The organism is Nonomuraea sp. NPDC049625 (assembly GCF_040675285.1).
GTDB classification, from domain to species: Bacteria; Actinomycetota; Actinomycetes; order Streptosporangiales; family Streptosporangiaceae; genus Nonomuraea; species Nonomuraea angiospora_A.
This window is the reverse complement of sequence record NZ_JBFAOQ010000003.1, coordinates 1-17336: the sequence shown is the minus strand read 5'-3', so window position 1 is coordinate 17336 and position 17336 is coordinate 1. Positions and strand designations below refer to the sequence as shown.

18 protein-coding genes and 1 pseudogene are annotated in these 17336 nt (G+C 70.3%); 11 read left to right on the top strand and 8 right to left on the bottom strand.

Going from position 1 to position 17336, the window contains the following annotated elements; translation table 11 throughout:
* Positions 1-30: 30 nt before the first annotated feature.
* On the bottom strand, positions 31-1149 hold the full coding sequence (locus AB0J87_RS13615; RefSeq protein WP_363965117.1) for a suppressor of fused domain protein: 1119 nt from the start codon (positions 1147-1149) through the stop codon (positions 31-33).
* Positions 1150-1368: 219 nt separating this feature from the next.
* On the opposite strand from AB0J87_RS13615, the gene AB0J87_RS13610 reads away from it, so the two are divergent.
* Both AB0J87_RS13610 and AB0J87_RS13605 read left to right on the top strand, forming a co-directional pair.
* The gene (locus AB0J87_RS13610) at positions 1369-2262 is read left to right on the top strand and encodes an alpha/beta hydrolase (RefSeq protein ID WP_363965115.1); all 894 of its coding nucleotides are present in this window, start codon (positions 1369-1371) and stop codon (positions 2260-2262) included.
* Positions 2259-2912, top strand: a complete 654-nt coding sequence (locus AB0J87_RS13605) for a TetR/AcrR family transcriptional regulator C-terminal domain-containing protein (protein ID WP_363965113.1) — start codon at positions 2259-2261, stop codon at positions 2910-2912. Before AB0J87_RS13610 ends, AB0J87_RS13605 begins: the two co-directional genes overlap by 4 nt.
* Here the strand turns inward: AB0J87_RS13605 and AB0J87_RS13600 are convergent.
* The 3 genes and pseudogenes from AB0J87_RS13600 to AB0J87_RS13590 all read right to left on the bottom strand — a co-directional run bounded on the left by AB0J87_RS13600 (position 2872) and on the right by AB0J87_RS13590 (position 5902).
* Positions 2872-3504 carry an MFS transporter gene (locus tag AB0J87_RS13600; RefSeq protein ID WP_363965111.1) on the bottom strand — a complete coding sequence of 211 codons (633 nt, stop codon included), beginning with the start codon at positions 3502-3504 and terminating at the stop codon, positions 2872-2874. The genes AB0J87_RS13605 and AB0J87_RS13600 overlap by 41 nt on opposite strands.
* Before the next feature lie 86 nt (positions 3505-3590).
* Positions 3591-4628, bottom strand: a pseudogene (locus tag AB0J87_RS13595) (SDR family NAD(P)-dependent oxidoreductase); the annotation flags it as partial.
* An 86-nt stretch (positions 4629-4714) separates the two neighbouring features.
* On the bottom strand, positions 4715-5902 hold the full coding sequence (locus AB0J87_RS13590; RefSeq protein ID WP_363965109.1) for a cytochrome P450: 1188 nt from the start codon (positions 5900-5902) through the stop codon (positions 4715-4717).
* Positions 5903-5976: 74 nt separating this feature from the next.
* Here AB0J87_RS13590 and AB0J87_RS13585 point away from each other — a divergent pair, with 74 nt between their 5' ends.
* The gene (locus AB0J87_RS13585; RefSeq protein ID WP_363965107.1) at positions 5977-6585 is read left to right on the top strand and encodes a helix-turn-helix domain-containing protein; all 609 of its coding nucleotides are present in this window, start codon (positions 5977-5979) and stop codon (positions 6583-6585) included.
* Positions 6586-6600: 15 nt separating this feature from the next.
* On the opposite strand, the gene AB0J87_RS13580 is transcribed toward AB0J87_RS13585, so the two are convergent.
* Positions 6601-7308, bottom strand: coding sequence for a helix-turn-helix domain-containing protein (locus tag AB0J87_RS13580; protein WP_363965105.1), 708 nt, complete (start codon positions 7306-7308; stop codon positions 6601-6603).
* A 164-nt stretch (positions 7309-7472) separates the two neighbouring features.
* On the opposite strand from AB0J87_RS13580, the gene AB0J87_RS13575 reads away from it, so the two are divergent.
* Together AB0J87_RS13575 and AB0J87_RS13570 are read left to right on the top strand one after the other, a co-directional pair.
* Positions 7473-8294, top strand: coding sequence for an oxidoreductase (locus AB0J87_RS13575; protein ID WP_363965103.1), 822 nt, complete (start codon positions 7473-7475; stop codon positions 8292-8294).
* A 20-nt stretch (positions 8295-8314) separates the two neighbouring features.
* Positions 8315-8557 carry a TetR/AcrR family transcriptional regulator C-terminal domain-containing protein gene (locus tag AB0J87_RS13570; RefSeq protein ID WP_363965101.1) on the top strand — a complete coding sequence of 81 codons (243 nt, stop codon included), beginning with the start codon at positions 8315-8317 and terminating at the stop codon, positions 8555-8557.
* 88 nt (positions 8558-8645) lie between these two features.
* On the opposite strand, the gene AB0J87_RS13565 is transcribed toward AB0J87_RS13570, so the two are convergent.
* The gene (locus AB0J87_RS13565; RefSeq protein ID WP_363965099.1) at positions 8646-8861 is read right to left on the bottom strand and encodes a hypothetical protein; all 216 of its coding nucleotides are present in this window, start codon (positions 8859-8861) and stop codon (positions 8646-8648) included.
* A 166-nt stretch (positions 8862-9027) separates the two neighbouring features.
* On the opposite strand from AB0J87_RS13565, the gene AB0J87_RS13560 reads away from it, so the two are divergent.
* A complete protein-coding gene (locus tag AB0J87_RS13560) occupies positions 9028-9690 on the top strand; it encodes a DUF4097 family beta strand repeat-containing protein (RefSeq protein WP_363965097.1) in 663 nt (220 codons plus the stop codon).
* Between the two features lie 198 nt (positions 9691-9888).
* Here AB0J87_RS13560 and AB0J87_RS13555 read toward each other — a convergent pair whose 3' ends face one another.
* The gene (locus tag AB0J87_RS13555; protein ID WP_363965095.1) at positions 9889-10815 is read right to left on the bottom strand and encodes a LysR substrate-binding domain-containing protein; all 927 of its coding nucleotides are present in this window, start codon (positions 10813-10815) and stop codon (positions 9889-9891) included.
* Between the two features lie 88 nt (positions 10816-10903).
* On the opposite strand from AB0J87_RS13555, the gene AB0J87_RS13550 reads away from it, so the two are divergent.
* The 5 genes from AB0J87_RS13550 to AB0J87_RS13530 all read left to right on the top strand — a co-directional run bounded on the left by AB0J87_RS13550 (position 10904) and on the right by AB0J87_RS13530 (position 15613).
* Entirely contained in the window at positions 10904-12280 is a 1377-nt protein-coding gene (locus AB0J87_RS13550; protein ID WP_363965093.1) for an MFS transporter, read from the top strand.
* Between the two features lie 757 nt (positions 12281-13037).
* Complete coding sequence (locus AB0J87_RS13545) at positions 13038-13427, top strand: hypothetical protein (protein WP_363965091.1); 390 nt, start codon at positions 13038-13040, stop codon at positions 13425-13427.
* A gap of 1 nt (position 13428) precedes the next feature.
* Positions 13429-14370, top strand: coding sequence for an alpha/beta hydrolase (locus AB0J87_RS13540; RefSeq protein WP_363965089.1), 942 nt, complete (start codon positions 13429-13431; stop codon positions 14368-14370).
* A 113-nt stretch (positions 14371-14483) separates the two neighbouring features.
* Positions 14484-15053 (top strand): RNA polymerase sigma factor, encoded by a 570-nt coding sequence (locus tag AB0J87_RS13535; protein WP_363965088.1) that lies wholly within the window; start codon positions 14484-14486, stop codon positions 15051-15053.
* Positions 15053-15613, top strand: a complete 561-nt coding sequence (locus AB0J87_RS13530; RefSeq protein WP_363965086.1) for a hypothetical protein — start codon at positions 15053-15055, stop codon at positions 15611-15613. The genes AB0J87_RS13535 and AB0J87_RS13530 overlap by 1 nt, the downstream gene beginning before the upstream one ends.
* Before the next feature lie 82 nt (positions 15614-15695).
* On the opposite strand, the gene AB0J87_RS13525 is transcribed toward AB0J87_RS13530, so the two are convergent.
* Positions 15696-17129 (bottom strand): MFS transporter, encoded by a 1434-nt coding sequence (locus AB0J87_RS13525; protein ID WP_363965084.1) that lies wholly within the window; start codon positions 17127-17129, stop codon positions 15696-15698.
* Positions 17130-17336: the final 207 nt, after the last annotated feature.

The window sequence follows — 17336 nt, the reverse complement described above, 5'->3', positions numbered from 1 at the left end:
TGAACGGTCGCCATCGACGTCGATCGTGGCTCACCGAGTGACGTCGGTGAGCGGGACACCGTTCGCCCCGGTGAGGCGGGCGAGCACCGCGTCGTTGCTGGTGGCCTTCGCTTCGGCGAGTTCCTCTCGGGTGACGCCCACGGCGGTGATGAACGCGATCTGGCCGTCAGGGGCATCGATCACGCCCAGGTGCGGGTCGGTGACGAAGACCAGCGCGTTGAGTCTGCTGGTCTCGGGGCCGAGCTGCCCGCCGACACCCATCCGGTGCCCATCGGCGAACGGGTAGCCCTCGCCGAACACGTACGTGCCGAGATTCTGCAGCGTCGCCAGTGCCCAGCCAGGCGGCAGTTCGTCGCGCGGGACGCGCATCGTCAGCTCGAAACCGAGGCCGCTGGCACCCGGTTCGGGGTCGACGTCGAGCAGACCGTCCAGGTCGCTGAAACCCCACGTGACGAGCAGCCAGTAGCCGTCCGCGCGGTGCGCGCTCAGCTCTTGGACGCCCTCACCCACCGGGATGTCGGTCGCCCAGCGCAGCGGCTCGTCATCGGGGAGGTGCGCCTCCAGCGCGGTGACGATCGCCTGTCGGCTGCCTTTGCGCCCTCGCGGGACACCGCCGTGAAGGTAGGCGTCCATCAGCCCGCCCCAGAACGTGTCCGGCGCGAGAGCGCGCTCGTCATGTGTCCTCAGGTCGGCGACGAGCTTCTCGAGGTACGGGCGCGACTCTTCGAGGTCGGCCCCGCCCATTTCCTGCGCGCACAGCTCGATTCGGTACAGGAACTCCACGAACGCGCCGAGCGAGGTGTTGATGGTCTCGGGCTCGGGGGTGGGCACGCCGTCCTCCAGCGCGAGCAGGTAGACGTTGCTGCTCTCCAGCTCCACGGCGTAGCGGATCCGGTCGTCGGTACGGCCCCTACCGAGGATCATGAAGCGTGCGGGTCGGTTCGGGGTCTCGGCATCGAAGACCGTGAAGGCATCGAACGGACCGTTCACGTGCATCGTGAAGAGAATGTCGGCGGTGACCGGCAGGCCGACCTCGCACAGCAGCTCGACGTCCTCTGGCCGGAAGCCGCGCTCCTCCACCTGGTCGCGGTCGAGCGTGACGATGCCGTCCGTGCCGAAGACCCGGACGAGTTCGGAGTGCGTGACCACTGGCGGCCTCTTTCACAGGGGGTGGGAGACCTTCAAGATCGTAGTGCTGCACTCGCCTTGAATCCCTGGAACACGACGGCAGCCCTCCTGTTGTTCGCCGCGAGATCGGGCGGGTCAGCAGTGGCCGGGCAAGGGCGAAGCTCCCGTCTGTCATCTGTCTACGCTGTAGACAGGCGCTACAGTGTAGACGCGTGCTTGACGTCATCAGGAAGGAGAGCCATGACGAGCGACACGGTTGAGGTGCCCGGGGCTCGGCTACACGTCGAACTTGCCGGTGACGGGCCCCCGCTGCTGCTGATCTCCGGCGGCGGAGGCGATGCCGGGATGTATGCGGACGTGGTCCCGCTGCTGGCGCGGACGTACACCGTGATCACCTACGATCGGCGCGGCAATTCACGCAGCCCGTTCACCCACCCGGATGCCTCGATCACGCCTGCCACGCAGGCGGACGACGCGGTCGCCGTCCTCGACCACCACGGCCTCGAACGCGCCTACGTCTTCGGCAACAGCGGGGGCGCGATCATCGCCCTGGAGATGGTGATCAGGCATCCCGGCCGCCTGCTGGGCGCCGTCGTGCACGAGGCGCCGCTGGTCCAGCTCCTGCCGGCCGGCTCCGCCGAACGGCGGGAAATCGAACACATCGGCCGCCTCGGCCAGGACGGGCACCTGATGCGGGCCTTCGCGGCCTTCGGCGCGATGACGCTGCCCGACCCCCCGCGCATCTTCCTGTCGCCCACCGGCCAGACCGTCATCGCCGCCGGCACCCAGCTCGTGCTCGCCGCCGGCGACCTGGCGCGGAGGCTCACCCGGCGCGAGCCGGATGCGATGACCCGCCAACTCCACAACGCGGAGCTCATGCTGCGCCGCGAGCTACCCGCCTTCTGTTTCGACTACCAGCCCGACCTGTCCGCGCCGGCCGCCACCACGGCGCCGTGGTGCCTGGCCACCGGGCGCGACAGCGTCGGCAAGCCTTACTACACTCCCGCGCACGTGCTGTCCGAGCGCCTTGGCATACCCTGCCAGGAGTTCCCCGGCGGCCACGTCCCGTACATGCAGCACCCGGAGGAATTCACCAAGACACTCACCACGATCCTGGAGGGCTTCGCAGCATGACGGCCGACCCCAGACCGCCGGGCACGCTGCCGGAGCCGCCCACCCGGCCCACTCTCACCCGCGAATACCTCGCCGTCGCCGCTCTCACCCTCATCGACGCCCACGGCCTGCGCAAGTTCTCCATGCGCAAGCTCGGCACCGCGGTCGGCTTCGACCCGATGGCCGCCTACCGCTACTACGACGACCAGGAGGCGCTCTTCGACGGCGTCGCCGAGGCGCTGTTCACCGAGATCGACGTCGACACCCTGCCCTGGGACGGCCCCTGGCAGGACCTGGCGCGCGAATACTGCCTGCGGCTGCGCGACACCCTCCTGCGCCACCCCCACGCCGTGCAGGTGTTCGCGACCCGGCCGGTGCGCTCGCCCGCCTCCATCGACACCGGCGTCAAGATGCTCACCAAACTCCATGCCGACGGCATCCCCCCGGCACACGCCCTGCGCATAACCCGCTGCCTGCGCGAGTTCACCATCGGCCATGCTCTGGCCATCGCCGTGACCCGGCTCGGCGCGGAGCGGCGCAGCCGCAAACCGCGGCCCGGCAGTCCCGACTACAACGTGCTCGCCGAAGCCGCCGACGCCACCACCCTCGACGACCACTTCGAGATGGGGGTCACCGCGATGTTGCGCGGCTTCCGGCACTCCGCCGACTGACCACGCGCCACCAGACGTTTCCGGACGGGGACCTCATGAGGTTCCTATGCGACGGCCGGCGGTCGAAGATCCACGGCGTCCTGCCGACAGCGTGCCTTGGCGACCTCTTCGATCGGGTAGCGGTCGCCGACGTCGATGGTGAGCGATCCGGTGGCGGCGCGTTCGGCTTCGGCAGGCAAGTCGTTGCCGCCGAGCCGGCCGCGGCGAGGACTGCGGTGCCGATGGTGCGGGCGAGGGTGTCGATGCTCGTGGCGACGCTGGTCCGGGACGGCGGGACGGTGGCGAGGATCGCGTTCGTCATGGCGGCGGACGCCAGACCGATACCGATGCCCATGAGGGTGACCGCGGTGAGGATGTGCCACGCCGCGTCGTGAGCGACGGCGAGCAGCGCGAACGAGGACGTCGCCATGAGGATGCCCGTCACCAGCGGGAGTCTGGCGCCGAAGCGGCGGTTCAGGGCACCGGACAGCGGCGCGAACACCACCATCGCCACGGTCGCGGGCAGGAGGAACAGGCCGCTCGCCCAGCCCCAGCCGCCGCCCTTGCTGAGCGCCGGCAGCAGGCAGACCAGACCGGCGGACAGCAGCAGCACCCCCGGCACGTCGATGCGGCCCGGAGCGCGGACGGGGGATGCCGGGACACCGAACGCGACCCCCGTCATGGCGAGAGCGATCAGGATCAGGTTATGTCGGTACGCATCGCCTCACCAGGTGACGGGGAGTTCGTGGACGCCGTAGACGGACATGTCATGTCGGAACCTGACGCCGTGGAACGAGGGAAGGCGTCCGGCGCGCCCTCGCCGTTCGCACGCAGCATCCGCGTGCCGGGAAAACGGGCATATCGGTGGTCATGACAACACGTCCTCGGTGAACTCGGTGCGCGCGGAACGTCAGGTGACGCGAACGCGCCGAGGATCGGAAGGGTGTCGGGCACGACGCCCGGTTGGGTGACCCGCAGCAACTGCGCGATCTCCTTGCCGGGACCGGCCGGGACGGTGTAGCCGGTCTCGTCGCGGATCTCGGCGAGGTGGTCCCGGACGTCCTCGACGGACAGTTCCGGGTGGTGGTAGCCGGGCGTCCTGCCGATGAAGAAGCGAGCGATCTGCCCGGCGCCCGCGGTGTAGATCTCGCGGGTGACCGGGCAGTCCTCGTGCGCGAGGAACGCCACCACCGGCGCCACCAGCTCGGGATCTAGCCTGCCGAGGACGGCGTTGACCATGGCCGTGTTCGCGGGGTCGAGCCGGGAGCCTTCGCCGAGGTGCTTGACGAGCATGCGGGTGGCGGCGATGGGGGCGATGGCGTTGACCTTGATCCCGTGCTCGGCGCCCTCGACGGCGAGGACGCGGGTGAAGCCGGCCACTCCCGCCTTCGCCGTGCCGTAGTTGCTCTTGTGCGGGCTGCCGAGCAGTCCGGCCGCCGAGGTGGTGTTGACGACTCGGCCGTAACCTTGCTCGCGCATGACCTTCCACGTCGGCCGGGTCACGTGGAACAGAGCCTTGACGTGCACGTCGAGGACCGGGTCCAGCACGCCGGGAGTCGTGTCCTCGAGCAGCGCGTCCCGCAGGATGCCCGCGTTGCTGACGAGGATGTCGACCCTGCCGTACGTGTCGAGCGCGGCGCGGACGAGTGCCGCGCCGCCGTCCGGCGTCGCCACGTCGCCGGTGTCCGCGATCGCGTCGCCGCCGCGGGCGCGGATCTCGGCGGCGACGGTCTCGGCCGGACCGACGTCGCGGCCGTCGCCAGCCTGCCGGCCGAGGCCCCCGGGTCAGTCGCAGCGCCGGAGGAGGCTGCCGGCGGGCGCCACTACCAGGTGACCGGCAGGGCGGCCACGCCGTACATGGCGGCCCGAGGCCGTAGCGGCACCTCCTTCGCGGGTACGGCCAGTCGCAGCCCGGGAAAGCGGCGCAGCAGCGCCGGATAGGCCAGCCGCATCTCCAGCCGGGCCAACTGCTGGCCCAGGCACTGGTGGATGCCGTGGCTGAAGCCCAGTTGCTGGGTGGCCTGGCGGGTGACGTCGAAGCGGTCGGGGGCGGGGAAGCGGGTCGCGTCGCGGTTGACGGCCGGGAGGGAGATCGTCACGGTTTCGCCGGCTTTGATCGTCCGCCCGGCGAGGGGCACGTCGGCCCTGGCGACCCGGATCGGGCCGATGTGCGTGATGCTGAGGTAGCGCATCAGTTCCTCGACCGCGGTCTCGGCGACGGCGGGATCCGTGCGTACGAGGTCGGCCTGCTCGGGGCGGCACAGCAGCAGGAACGTGCCCAGGCTCAGCATGGTCGCGGTGGTCTCGTGCCCGGCGGTCAGCAGCAGCGTGGCCACGCCGGTGAGCTCCTCGTGGTTGAGCTCGCCGCCGGTGACCAGCTCGCTGAGCAGGTCCTCGCCGGGCTCGGCCCGCTTGCGCCCGACCAGCTCGGACAGGTAGCCCATCAGCTCGGCGCTCGCGGCGCCCCGCTGTTCGATGGGGTTGTCGAGGTTCACCGCCCGCGCGGTGGCGTCCTGGAAGCGTGAACGCTCGCCGTACGGCACGCCGAGCAGCTCGCAGATCACCAGCGACGGGATCGGCAGTGCGAACGTCCTGACCAGGTCCGCGGGAGCCCCGGAGCGGGCCATCTCGTCGAGCTGGCCGTCGATGATCTCCTGGATCCTGGGCTCCAGCCTTCGCATCTTCCGCATGCTGAAGTGCCCGGTCAGCAGCTTGCGGTAACGGGAGTGCTCAGGGTCGTCCATCGCGATGAAGAAGCCTGGCGGGATCACCAGATCCGTCAGCCCCTCGGGCGGCGCCAGCTCCTTGATCGGCGGGGCGGCGCCCTGCTGGGTGTTGCTGAAGCGCGGGTCGTCGAGCACCGCGCGTGCCTCGGCGTAGCCGGTGACCAGCCAGCCGAGCCGCCCGTCGGCGTAGGTCATCGGGTGCAGCGGTCCGTGGAGCTCTTTCAGTAGAGCAGGTGGCTCGAACGGGTCCTCCCGTTCGACCGGCAGACTCTCGAGGATGTCCATGCCTGCCAGAAAAGCGCATAGACTGCGAAATTACAAGCTATGCATAAACGCAGAGCATGCTGTAGGGTTGCGCTGTGGAAGGTCATCGCGAACGCAAGAAGGCCCGCACTCGTCGTGCGCTGCTGGAGGCCGCGGTGCGGCTGTTCAGTGAACGGGGCTATGAGCAGACCACTGTCGCCGAGATCGCCGCGGCGGCCGACGTGGCACCCCGGACCTTCTTCGCGTACTTCGCGAGCAAGGAGGAAGTGCTCTTCCTGAACGCCGGGGATCGCGGGCAGAGCATGCTCGAGGTGATCGCCGGGCGGAAACCGGGGGAGCCCCTGGGGGATCTGCTGGGCCGGATGTTCGAGGCCCTGGTGCGCAGCCTGGCCGAGGGCGACGAGCTGGACTTCGCGCTGTCGCCGCTGCGGGCCCGGCTGGTGTTCACCGAGCCCGCGCTGCAGGCACGCGGGCTGACGCTCATCCTCCAGGAGCAGCCCGTGCTGGCCGGGGCCCTGTGCGAGGTCTACCCCGAGCTGGATCCCGTGTCGGCGGGAGCGGCGGTCGGCAGCTTCATGGGCGCGCTGTCCGTGGCGGGGCTCGTCGCCCAGCAGCAGGGCGGCTCCAACGAGGACGTCCTGGCCGCCGGCCGGCGAGGGATCGAGGTCGCGGTCAACGGGCTGTCGAGCCTCGACGGTTCCTGACGCGACCGCCGGAGTTCACCGCTGGCGTTGCATGGAGAGGGCCTGCCGCCAGTGCTCGGCCGCCTGGCCCATGTCGTGGCCGAGGAGCTCGAAGAACTGGGTGGTGGTACGGAGCCGGTCGCCGGTGGGTGTGTCGCTGCCGAAGATCCCGACGCCGTGCCGCGTGGTGTCGGCCCAGATCGCTATCGACCTGGCGCTGGCCGCCCACGTGTGGTACCAGACGTCCACGTCCACGAAGTACCGCACCCGGCGCGCCTCCCGCTCCCGGGCGACCATCTGCCGCCGCTCCAGCCACTTGATGGCATGGGAGATCGTCGCCGGGCTGACATGGAGTTGCCGGGCGAGCTCCGTGGCGGTCAGGCTGCCGCCCTCGCTGAGGAACAGCGCGGCGAACACCTTGGCGGTCATGGGCGCCATCCCGCCCTCGATCATCATGGCGACGAACTGTTCTTCGAACTCCCGGGCTGTGCGGACGTCACGGTTGTCGGTGGTGTGCGGAACGCCGGCGTGGGGAGCGCGCTTGCGGCGGCGGGCGCGCCAGTTCGTCGCATGTTGGGCGCGCGCCGCCCGGTAGCCGTGCGGGCCGCCGTTCCTGGCGATCTCGCGGGTGACGGTGGACCTGGACCGTCCCAGCCGGCGGGCGATCTCCGCGTAGGTCAGGCCGGCCGCCAGGCCTTCGGCGATGCGGCGACGATCCTCGGCGGTCAGCCGGTCTCCCGGCATGTCATCCTCCCCGGTCGAGCCCTCGGTGCTGCAAGGCAGTTGCACTCAGCTACAAGGTCATTGCACCAATACATGGCCTCTGACCTGCTCAAATGAATTCTTCGAGTTGTCTCATCCCAGAACACGACCCTAGCGTTCACCCAGACCGAAGAGGGAGTTCCACCATGAAAAAGGTCGTACTCGTCACCGGCGCCTCCGCCGGCATCGGCAAGGCCACCGCACTCGAACTCATCCGCGCCGGCCACATCGTCTACGGCGCCGCGCGGCGCGTACACAAGATGGACGACATCCGCGACGCCGGCGGACACGCCCTGGCGCTGGACGCACGCCGGCCGGAGGACCTGGAACACGTCATCGGCGCCATCGTCGCCGAACAGGGCCGCATCGACGTCCTGATCAACAATGCCGGCACCGTCCTGCACGGCGCGGCCGAGGACATCCCCATCGACCTGGCGCGCGACCAGTTCGAGGTCAACGTCTTCGCCCCTGCCCGGCTGACCCAGCTCGCCCTGCCGTACATGCGCGAGCAGGGGTCCGGCACGATCGTCAACGTCTCCTCCATCGGCGGCGAGATCGCGCTGCCGCTCGGCTGCTGGTACTACGCGACCAAGCACGCGCTGGAGGCCTACTCCGACAGCCTGCGCATGGAGGTTGAGCCGTTCGGCATCGACGTCGTGATCATCCAACCCGGCATCATCAAGACCGAGTTCGAAGACCACACGGCACAGGACCTCCGTGAGATCTCCGGCACGACCGCGTACGGGGAGATGGCCGAAGCCATGGCCCAACGCGCCGAGACACAGCTCGGCGAGAACACCCCGGCCAGCGCCCCAGGTGTCGTCGCCACCGCCATCCGGCAGGCCATCGAAGCCGGCAAGCCCGAGACGCGCTACGCGGTCGGCTACATGGCCGAAAGGCTCCTGGAGCTCAACAGGACATTGCCGGACCGCGAATTCGACAAGCTCCTCACGAACGTCGCGAAGTAGGCCGCCACGATGTCTCGCAGATGGCGGGCGCTCATCGCGCCTTGTGCGTCGGCTCGGTGCAGTTCAACCTGGGCGTGGACTCCGGGGACCCGGAGGAGCAGCGGATGCGCCGGAGGCTCTACGGGAGTCTGGCCCCTCACCAGTATCCCGTCCTGGTCGCTCACGCCGAGGAGCTGTCACGCGTGGGCAGCCGTGACGAGTTCGAGTTCGGCCTGGCCGCGCTGCTGGACGCCATCGAGGCCCGGATCACACCCCGGTCTTGAAATGACGGCCCGAGCCGTCACCGTCGCCACGATGGCCTGGCACCGGTGGCCCGCCGCGGGAGAGGCGGTGATGGTGGACAGCGGCGGCTCAGTCGCGGGAACCGCGGCGGCGTACGATCGCATCGCTGATCTGCCGTGCCGCTTCGAGCTCGGGCGCCACCCAGCGCAGGCCGGTGTCCTTCACTTCCGCCGGCTCGGCGATCGCCTGCGGCAACGGCGATTCATCCCGACCAGACCGCCACGTCGCCGGGTCCGGCCGCTCCGGCAGGTGCCGGAACCGATCGTTATGTTCCTTGTCGCCCATGTTAGAGATGACGACCCTGACCCTCTCGAAGTTCCTCCGGCCTCGCCCTGAACGCACGCAAGAGGCCTGCCGGATGTCAGCGGCGGCGTCAGGACGGCGACAGCCCCATATCAGAGCGGTCGGCGATCGTAGGGGCATCGAAAGAACACCGCACAAGGAGCACACGATGCAGAAGTTCGACACCCCCGCCCCGATCGCCGCCGTCCTGCACATCCCCGCGGGACGCGTCCAGCTCATCGCCGCCGACCAGGCCGACACCACGGTCGAGATCCAGCCCACCAACCCCTCCAAGAGCCGTGACGTGAAGGCGGCCGAGGAGACCACGGTCGCCTACGCCGACGGCGTCCTGCGGATCGAGACCTCGGTGAAGAACCAGTACCTCGGTCCGTCCGGGTCCATCGACGTGACCGTCCAGCTGCCCACCGGCTCCCGCATCGAGGCGAAGGCGGCCGCCGCCGAACTCCGGGCCCTCGGCCGCCTCGGCGAGGTCGCCTTCGACGGCGCGTACCGCCAGATCACGCTCGAGGAGACCGCGAGCCTGCGCCTGACCGCGACCGACGGCGACGTCGAGGTCGGCCGGCTGGCCGGCCCCGCGGAGATCAACACCGCACGGGGCGACATCCGCATCGCCGAGGCCACCGGCGGCAAGGTCGTGCTCCGCACCCAGTCCGGCGACATCGCGATCGCCGCCGCGGCCGGGGTCTCGGCCGCGCTGGACGCCGGCACCACCTACGGCCGCATCACCAACGCCCTCAAGAACAACGGCAGCACCGAACTCGACATCCACGCCACCACCTCCAACGGCGACATCACCGCCCGCAGCCTGTGACCCGCAGCCTCCCAAGGAGAGGCAGACCAAGCCCGCCGACGACGAACGGCCCCGGTCCATCCACGCGGACCGGGGCCGTTCCAGGTCCTCGGCCGGATCCCCGTGGGTCCGGCCGTGGTTGAGCCCGCTGAGCGGAGCGCCGTGCCCACGCCGGAACTCCGGCGACCAGGTCATGGGAACACATCGAGGCCTTGCCCTCTACTGGCGCGTTCGGCGGATCTCCGCACCTGCCGGGGCCTCCGGCCGGTGACGGGTGTCGTGGATGGAGCCGGTGGGGTTGGCGTGCGCGAGGATAGCGCTGGTCAAGGCCTCCGCGAGTTCGGAGGGGGCGCGCGGGTTGGTCAGCAGGACGAGGTCGAGTTCGCCCAGTTCGGGTAGTCCGGCACTCTTGGGAAGCTCGACCAGATCGGCGGGCAGCAGGCTGCGGGCGAAGATCGCAACGCCGAGGCCGGCACGGGTGGCGGCCAGCACGGCGTTGACCCCGCGCGCCGTACAGACCACACGGTGTTTGACGCCTGCCTGCTCCAACGCCTGCACCGCCAACGCCCGGCTGGGGCTGGGCGCCTGATACACGATCAGCGGCACCCGCTGTCCGTCGTCCCATCGCAGGCCGCTGCCTTCGACGGCAGCCCATACGAGCCGGTCCCGGCGCACCAGCCGGCCCCGTCCCTCTCCGGCGGTGGTCTGGAGGAAGGCGACGTCGACGTGGCCGGATTCGACTCGGCGTTGCAGTTGCACGCCCTGCTGGACCACGGTCAGGTCCAGAGTGACGCCGGGGTTGAGGTGCCGGAAGTCCCGCAGAATCCGTGGCAGTTGGCTCAGCGCGAGATTGTCGGTCACCCCGAATCGCAACCGGCCCCGCACGCCGCCGCCGGTGAAATAGTCCGCCGCCTGAGCGTGTGCGGTGAGAATCGAGCGGGCGAAGCCGACCATCGCCTCTCCGTCGACGGTCAACGTCACGCTGCGAGTGTCCCGGACCAGCAACGGCCGACCGACCGCTTGTTCAAGCTTGCGTATGTGCTGACTCACTGTGGGCTGACCGAGGCCCAGCGCCGCCGCAGCCCGGCTGAAGCTCAATGACTGCGCCACTACCAGGAAAGTCCGCACCTGCTCGGGAGGAAACATACGACCCGACGCTAGGCCGGCTCATCATGATTCGCAATAAGACTTATTTGATCAATTCCCTTTCGTGAATTCATCCCGGTGCCCAACGATGGAGACACAGCCCCGTTACCGAAGGAGGAGTTCCGTCGTGACCAGGGCGGCCGCCAGGCCAGAGCCCCCCAGCCCCCGGCCGAAACCACCTATCCCGCGACGTACCAGGCTTGCCGCGTTGCGTTCCCGGAACTTCCGGCTCCTGCTGCTCGGCCAGACAGTGGCGACCACCGGGATGTGGGCGCAGCGCATCGCCCAGGACTGGCTGGTGCTCAGCCTCACCGGAGATGCCACCGCCGTCGGAATCACCACTGCTCTGCAACTGGCCCCCATGCTGGTCTTCGGCCTGGCCGGTGGGTGGATCGCCGACCACTACCCGAAGCGCCGGGTGTTGCAGGCCACCCAGGCCGCGACCGGCGCCCTGGCCGCGATCCTCGCCGTGCTCACCCTCACCGGCCACGTCACCGCCTGGCACATCCAGCTCCTGGCGGCAGTGCTCGGCATCATCGCGGCGATCGACCAGCCTGCTCGGCTGGCGTTCGTCACCGACCTCGTCGAACGCGATCACCTGCACAGCGCCATCAGTCTCAACTCCTCGACGTACCAACTCGGCGCCCTCACCGGCCCGGCAGTGTCCGGTGCGCTGATCAGCGCCGTCGGTCCCGGCTGGGCTTTTGCTCTCAACGCCGTCTCCTACGCTGTCCCGCTCATCGCCTTCGCCTGCATCGACCCGGACCGGCTCCCGCACCCGCGCCCCGCGGCGCGCGCCGCCGCACTCGTTCCAGGTGGGATGCGCGGACTGGTACGGCGACCGGAGATCTGGCGGCCCATCGCGCTGGCCGGCGCGTTCAGCATGTTCACCAGCAGCCTGCCGGTCACACTGTCCTCCTACGCCCGCACCCTCGACATCGGACCCTCCGGCTACGCGACGCTCACCTTCGTCGTCGCGCTCGGCTCCATGCTCGGCGCGCTGATCGCCGCCGGTCGAACCCGCACCACCATGAACGGATTGACCTGGACCGGGTGCGCGGTGGCCGCCACGTATTTACTCGCCGCCGCCATGCCGACACCGTGGAGCCTCGCGTGCGCCCTCGCCGGGATCGGCATGGCTACGACACTGTTGTTCACCGCGGTCAACGCCACCGTGCAGGTCGCTGCCGGAACCGAGCTTCGCGGCAGGGCGATAGGTGTCTACCTTCTCGTGTTCTTTGGCTGCGGCGCCCTCGGCGGACCCCTGATCGGCGCCATCAACCAGCACCTCGGGCCCCGAATCGGTCTGGCGCTCGCCGGTGCGGTTCCCGCCGCTGCCCTTCTCCTGCTGTCCCTCTCGTACTTCGTATGCCGCCCTGCTGCCATGCAACCGTCCGACGTGTCCCGGCGCCCGTCCGGCACCGGCCGGGAATCCACACCGCACACCCGATCGCAACTTCCCTGACCCGCCGCAGCCTCGGACTCCGGGGCCTCGACTCGCCTGCCGCCGTGGCGCATCACCGGTCCTGCCTGCCGGGTTCGTGCCGTTGCCTGGCCGGGTGGCTGCAGGCTGAGGCCGGTCGGCCAGGCCCCTGGCTGGACCGGCGCATCGTGCGAACTCCCTCGATGACGGAGGCAGCTGCCGTACCAGGGTGACCATTGACCTTGATGGAAAGATCGGTTTGACTGAAAAGTCAAACCGATCTTGTTTGCCCTTGGGGGAACAATGCATCGACGCGTAACCCGCGCGTTGGCGACCATGACATTGGCGGCGGCAGTCGTAGTCGGCCTGGCCGACGTCGCCGTGGCGGATCAACGGACCTTCGTCGGCTACGGTTATCTCCCCTCGGATGCTCATGCCAGCGCGGTGGCCGCCATGCAGGCGTACAGCAGTAGCTGTCAGGAGATCAGCACGAGCTATTCTCCGGCCGGTTCCGAACATTATTGGAAGGCCACTCTCACCGCTTCGTGTTAAGAGAGCGGTCGCGAGGCCTACCAGGTGACGCGTACGGCGCGCGGGCCGACGTCGACGCTGTCGGTGGTCCATTCCACGCTCTCGAGCGGCTCGGCCGGCCGTACGCCGGGAAGGTGACGTGACAACGCCGACAGGGCTGCGCCGATCTCGGCGCGAGCGAGGACGGCGCCCAGGCAGTAGTGCGGGCCGTTGGCCGAAGACCAGGGGAGGAGCGGCGGCCCCGGAAGGAAGCGGTCGGGGTCGGTGAATGCTCGCCGGTGCGGCCCGACTGCATGCGGAGAGCCTCGTCGACCACGGCGGGGGTGAGGTCGGGCAGGCGGCCTTCGATGATCACGCGCATGGCGGCGACGCCGATGGCATTGCTCGCCGACAGGTAGCCGCCGGTGACGATGGTGATGATCATCGCGGCGAGCTCGTCGTCCGTGAGTGGCTCGGTGACCAGGCGGCTGAGCAGGTCCTCTCCCGGATCCGCCCGCTTTGCGGGGACCAGCGTGGCGGTGTGAACGCCGAAGTCCTGCCAGGCCTGTGCCGCGGCGGCGATCTCGTCCTGATGGATGAGGTTCTCTGGCGTCTGTTCCTGCAGGCGGCTCGTCCTGGAGGACGAGGTGGCCGGGCGATCGCGTCCCTAGATTCGTGACGTGTCGAAGAGAGCTGTGGTCGCCCGAGCGCTGCGCAGGGCCGCCGCCTGGTGCGCGGCGGTGGTCGTGCTGGCGGCCGTCACCGGGTTCTGCTACGAGTCGGTGGCCCGGCAGGGGGACCCGCCCGTGCCTGGGCGGCTGGTGGACGTGGGCGGCCACCGGCTGCACGTCCACTGCACGGGCTCGGGAACCACGGGCTCGGGAACGCCGACCGTCGTGCTGGAGGCCGGCCTGGCGGAGTCGAGTGCGAGCTGGGACGTGATCCAGCGCGGACTGCCCGGCCGCGTGTGCGCGTACGACCGCGCGGGATACGCCTGGAGCGAGGACGGCCCGGCCCCTCGTACGGCGGACCGCGCCGCGGCGGACCTGCGCGCGCTGCTCGCCGCGGCGGGCGAGGCGGGGCCGTACGTCCTGGTCGGACACTCCTACGGCGGCACGATCGTGCGACTCTTCGCGCATCACTGGCCCGCGCTGACCGCCGGGCTCGTGCTGATCGACGTCACGGACGAGAACGCCACCGAAGCCCTCCAGATCTCCCGCCCGCTCCTCGCCGCGCAGTTCACCGTCAACCAGGCCCTGGCGCGCGTCGGCGTGCTGCGGCTGTTCGGCGACGCGCTGGTGCCCGCCGACGCCACCGCGGCGGCGCGTGCGAGCGCTCCCGTCGTCTACGGCGCGGGCAGCATGGGCGCCGCCCGGGCCGAGGCCTGGGCCGCGGCGGACAGCGCCGCCCAGGTCCGCGCGACGGTACGACCAGGCGCCTGGCGCGACCTGCCCGTCGTGGTCGTCATCCCCGCGGGGCAGCCCGCGACGGCGGCCCATCAGGCCGGACGTCTCGCCGCGCTGTCCAGCCGCGGCCGTGTCGTCGTGGCGGGCACCACAGACCACTACGTGCAGCACGCCCAGCCCGACCTGGTGATCGAGGCGATCAGATCGGTCCGGTGAGCGGCCGTCGTCGAACGAGATCCACGTGTTCGGCCCCGCACCGCCTCGTAATGCATTCCGAGGTTCGGCCAAGTACAAGGTGTAAGCACTGTTGAACGAAGGGAGCCCGGCTCGTGCGGCTCGACCAGGCGCAACCGGCGGACCCGTTAGCCCGGACACAGGCGTTCGAAGCCTTCTACCTGCGGAATTTCGACGCCATGACACGGTTCGTCGCACGGCGGGTGGCCGACCCGCACGCGGTGGCTGACCTGACGGCGGAGATATTCCTCGCGGCGCTGCACTCCCGGCACACCTACCGGCCGGGACGGGGCAGCGAGACCGGATGGCTGTACGGGGTGGCGCGCAACGTGCTGTCGACCCAACGACGTCGCAGTGAGCGCGAGGCCCGAGCGGTCGAACGGATCGTCGCGCGCCGGCTGCTGGACGGCGACGACATCGCCGACCTGACCGACCGCATCGACGCCGAAGAGCCCGCCCGGCGGGCACTGTCGGCCATGGCCGACCTGCCGGAGGGCGAAAGGGCGTTGATCGAGCTCGTGGTCATCGACCAGCTGACGGTGGCGGAGGCGGCCCAGGCCCTGGACATCAGGGTCGGGACGGCCAGGGTCCGGCTGCATCGCGCCCGCCGGACTCTGCGGAAGGTACCCGGCGTGGCGGCGGCTCTCGTGACGGAAGGACTGTGATGGCGGTGTCGTTCAGGGACAAGCTGTTCGAGGAACTGCGTGCGGAGGCCGCCACGGTCTCGTGGGAGGCCGGGCCGGCTCGCCGGCCCGCACGCGATCTGGTGGCCGCGGTGGGGCTGGCCGTGGTGGTGGCCGCAGCGGTGGCGGTCGCCGTACCGCTGATGTCGGACGCGCCGGCATTCGCCGTCGTCAAGAACCCCGACGGGACCGTCACCGTACGGATCAACGAGTTCGTCAGGCCGAAGGACCTGGAGAAAAGGCTGCGGGAAGAGGGTGTGCGAGCGGTGATCGACTATGTCCCCTACGGCCAGGCCTGTCGCGAGCCCCGGGGGCAGACGGTGCCCCAGCCGGACCGGATGCCGCTGAGACGAGCCGAGGACTCGAGAGACTTCTGGATCGACCCGAAGGACTTCGGGCCGGACGAGACGCTCGTCGTCGTGATGCACTCCGCCAACGGCGACCTGAACAAGAGCTATGGAGGCGGCGTCGGGGTCATCCGCGGACCGGTCGCACCTTGCGAACTCGTCCCAGCTGAGTTCAGCGGCGCAGACCATGACTGATCCAGCCCAAGGCACCCGCTTGCGCCGTCCTCAACCGCGACACCCTGAACGCCCGATGGATGATCGGGCAGCACGGTCTCGGCTATGGTCGCCCGCATTCCAGGCCGTCCGGCCGGCGATCGTGCTGCCCGCCTGACGTCGCCGTCACCGGGGTGCGGGCGCGGGGACGTAGCACGGCATGGGCCAGCATGCCCAGCGCGCCCGCGACCAGCACGGACAGCGCGGCCAGCGTCGCGGACCGCCAGTCGCCGCCGGCCAGCGTGCCGAAGAAGACGGTGCCGGTGATCGTGCAGCCGAGCACGCCCCCGGTCTCCTGAACGGTTCCGAGCACCCCGGCCGTGGCTCCCGCCCGCTCGGGGCGTATGGCCGACAGCACCGAGGAGAGCAGCGGCGACATGATCAGTCCCATCCCGGCTCCGACCACGAGGAGGGCCATGGCCACCTGGTACGGCTGCGCCGCGCGCGCCACGACGTCGTACAGGAGGCAGAGCCCGAGCAGCAGTACGGGTGCGCCGAAGCGTCCAGGTCGGAGGGAGGCGGCGAAGAAGCCCGCGTTGAGCGCGGTGCACACGGCTCCGGCGGCGAGCGGGTCAAGGCCGAGGCCGTCCTGCAGGTAGAGGGCGAGCACGAACGACAGCCCGGCCGAGGTGCCGAACAGCAGCGCCACGGCGACCAGGCCCCAGGCGAACGCCCGGTCCGCGAACACGTCGAGGTCGAGCAGCGGGATCCGCCCCGAGCCCGCCAGCCGCCGCTGACGGCGCACGAACGCGGCCAGGATCGGGCCGGAGGCGGCCAGGCACCACCAGGCCCACGGCGGCCAGCCCTGTTCGCGGCCCTCGATCAGGGGCAGCACGATCGCCACCTGCCCGGCGGTCACGAGCCCGGCCCCGCCCAGGTCGAGCCCGGCTCGGGGCGTGTGGGGCGCGGCTCGCCGGGGCGGCGACGGCAGGGGCCGGGGGAGCAGCCGTCCCGTCATGGCCAGCGCCGCGGCGCCGAGGGGTACGTTCACCAGGAAGCAGGCCCGCCAGCCCAGCCCCAGTGGATCGCCGGCCACCAGCACGCCGCCGATCACCTGGCCGCTGACCCCGGCCAGGCCGACGGCCGTGCCGTACCAGCGGAAGGCCGTGGCCCGGTCGGCGCCCCGGTAGAGATCCCCGAGCAGCGTGAGGACCTGCGGCGCGAGCAGCGCCGCGGCCACGCCCTGCGCGACCCTGGCGGCCACCAGCCAGGCCGCGTCTCCCGCGAGCCCGCACCCCGCCGACGCCAGCGTGAACAGCGCCAGCCCGGCGCGGAACATCCGCCGGTGCCCGTACAGGTCGCCGAGCCGCCCGGAGGTGATCAGCCCGGCAGCGTACGCCAGCCCGTACCCCGCGACCACGAACTGCACCGCGGCGTCACCGGCCCGCAGGTCGGCGCGGATGGACGGGACGGCCAGGTTCGCGACGAAGAAGTCCAGCGTGGTCACGAACACCGCGACCAGCAGCACGGGCAGTGCCGCCCAGCGGCGGGTAGTCATGAAGGGCTCCAGGGGACCGGGGGAGGGACGTCGGCAAGAACACCGCGGTGCGGCGATCGGTTGACCCTCACCCTGGGGCGGCGGAGTTATGGATTCCTTCGGAGCGGCTACGGGTTTGCGTTCGAGCGCGCTCGAAGTCGTAGCGTCGCCGGCATGACGACAAAGACCTGGATCATCACCGGCGCGTCCCGGGGGTTCGGACGCGCG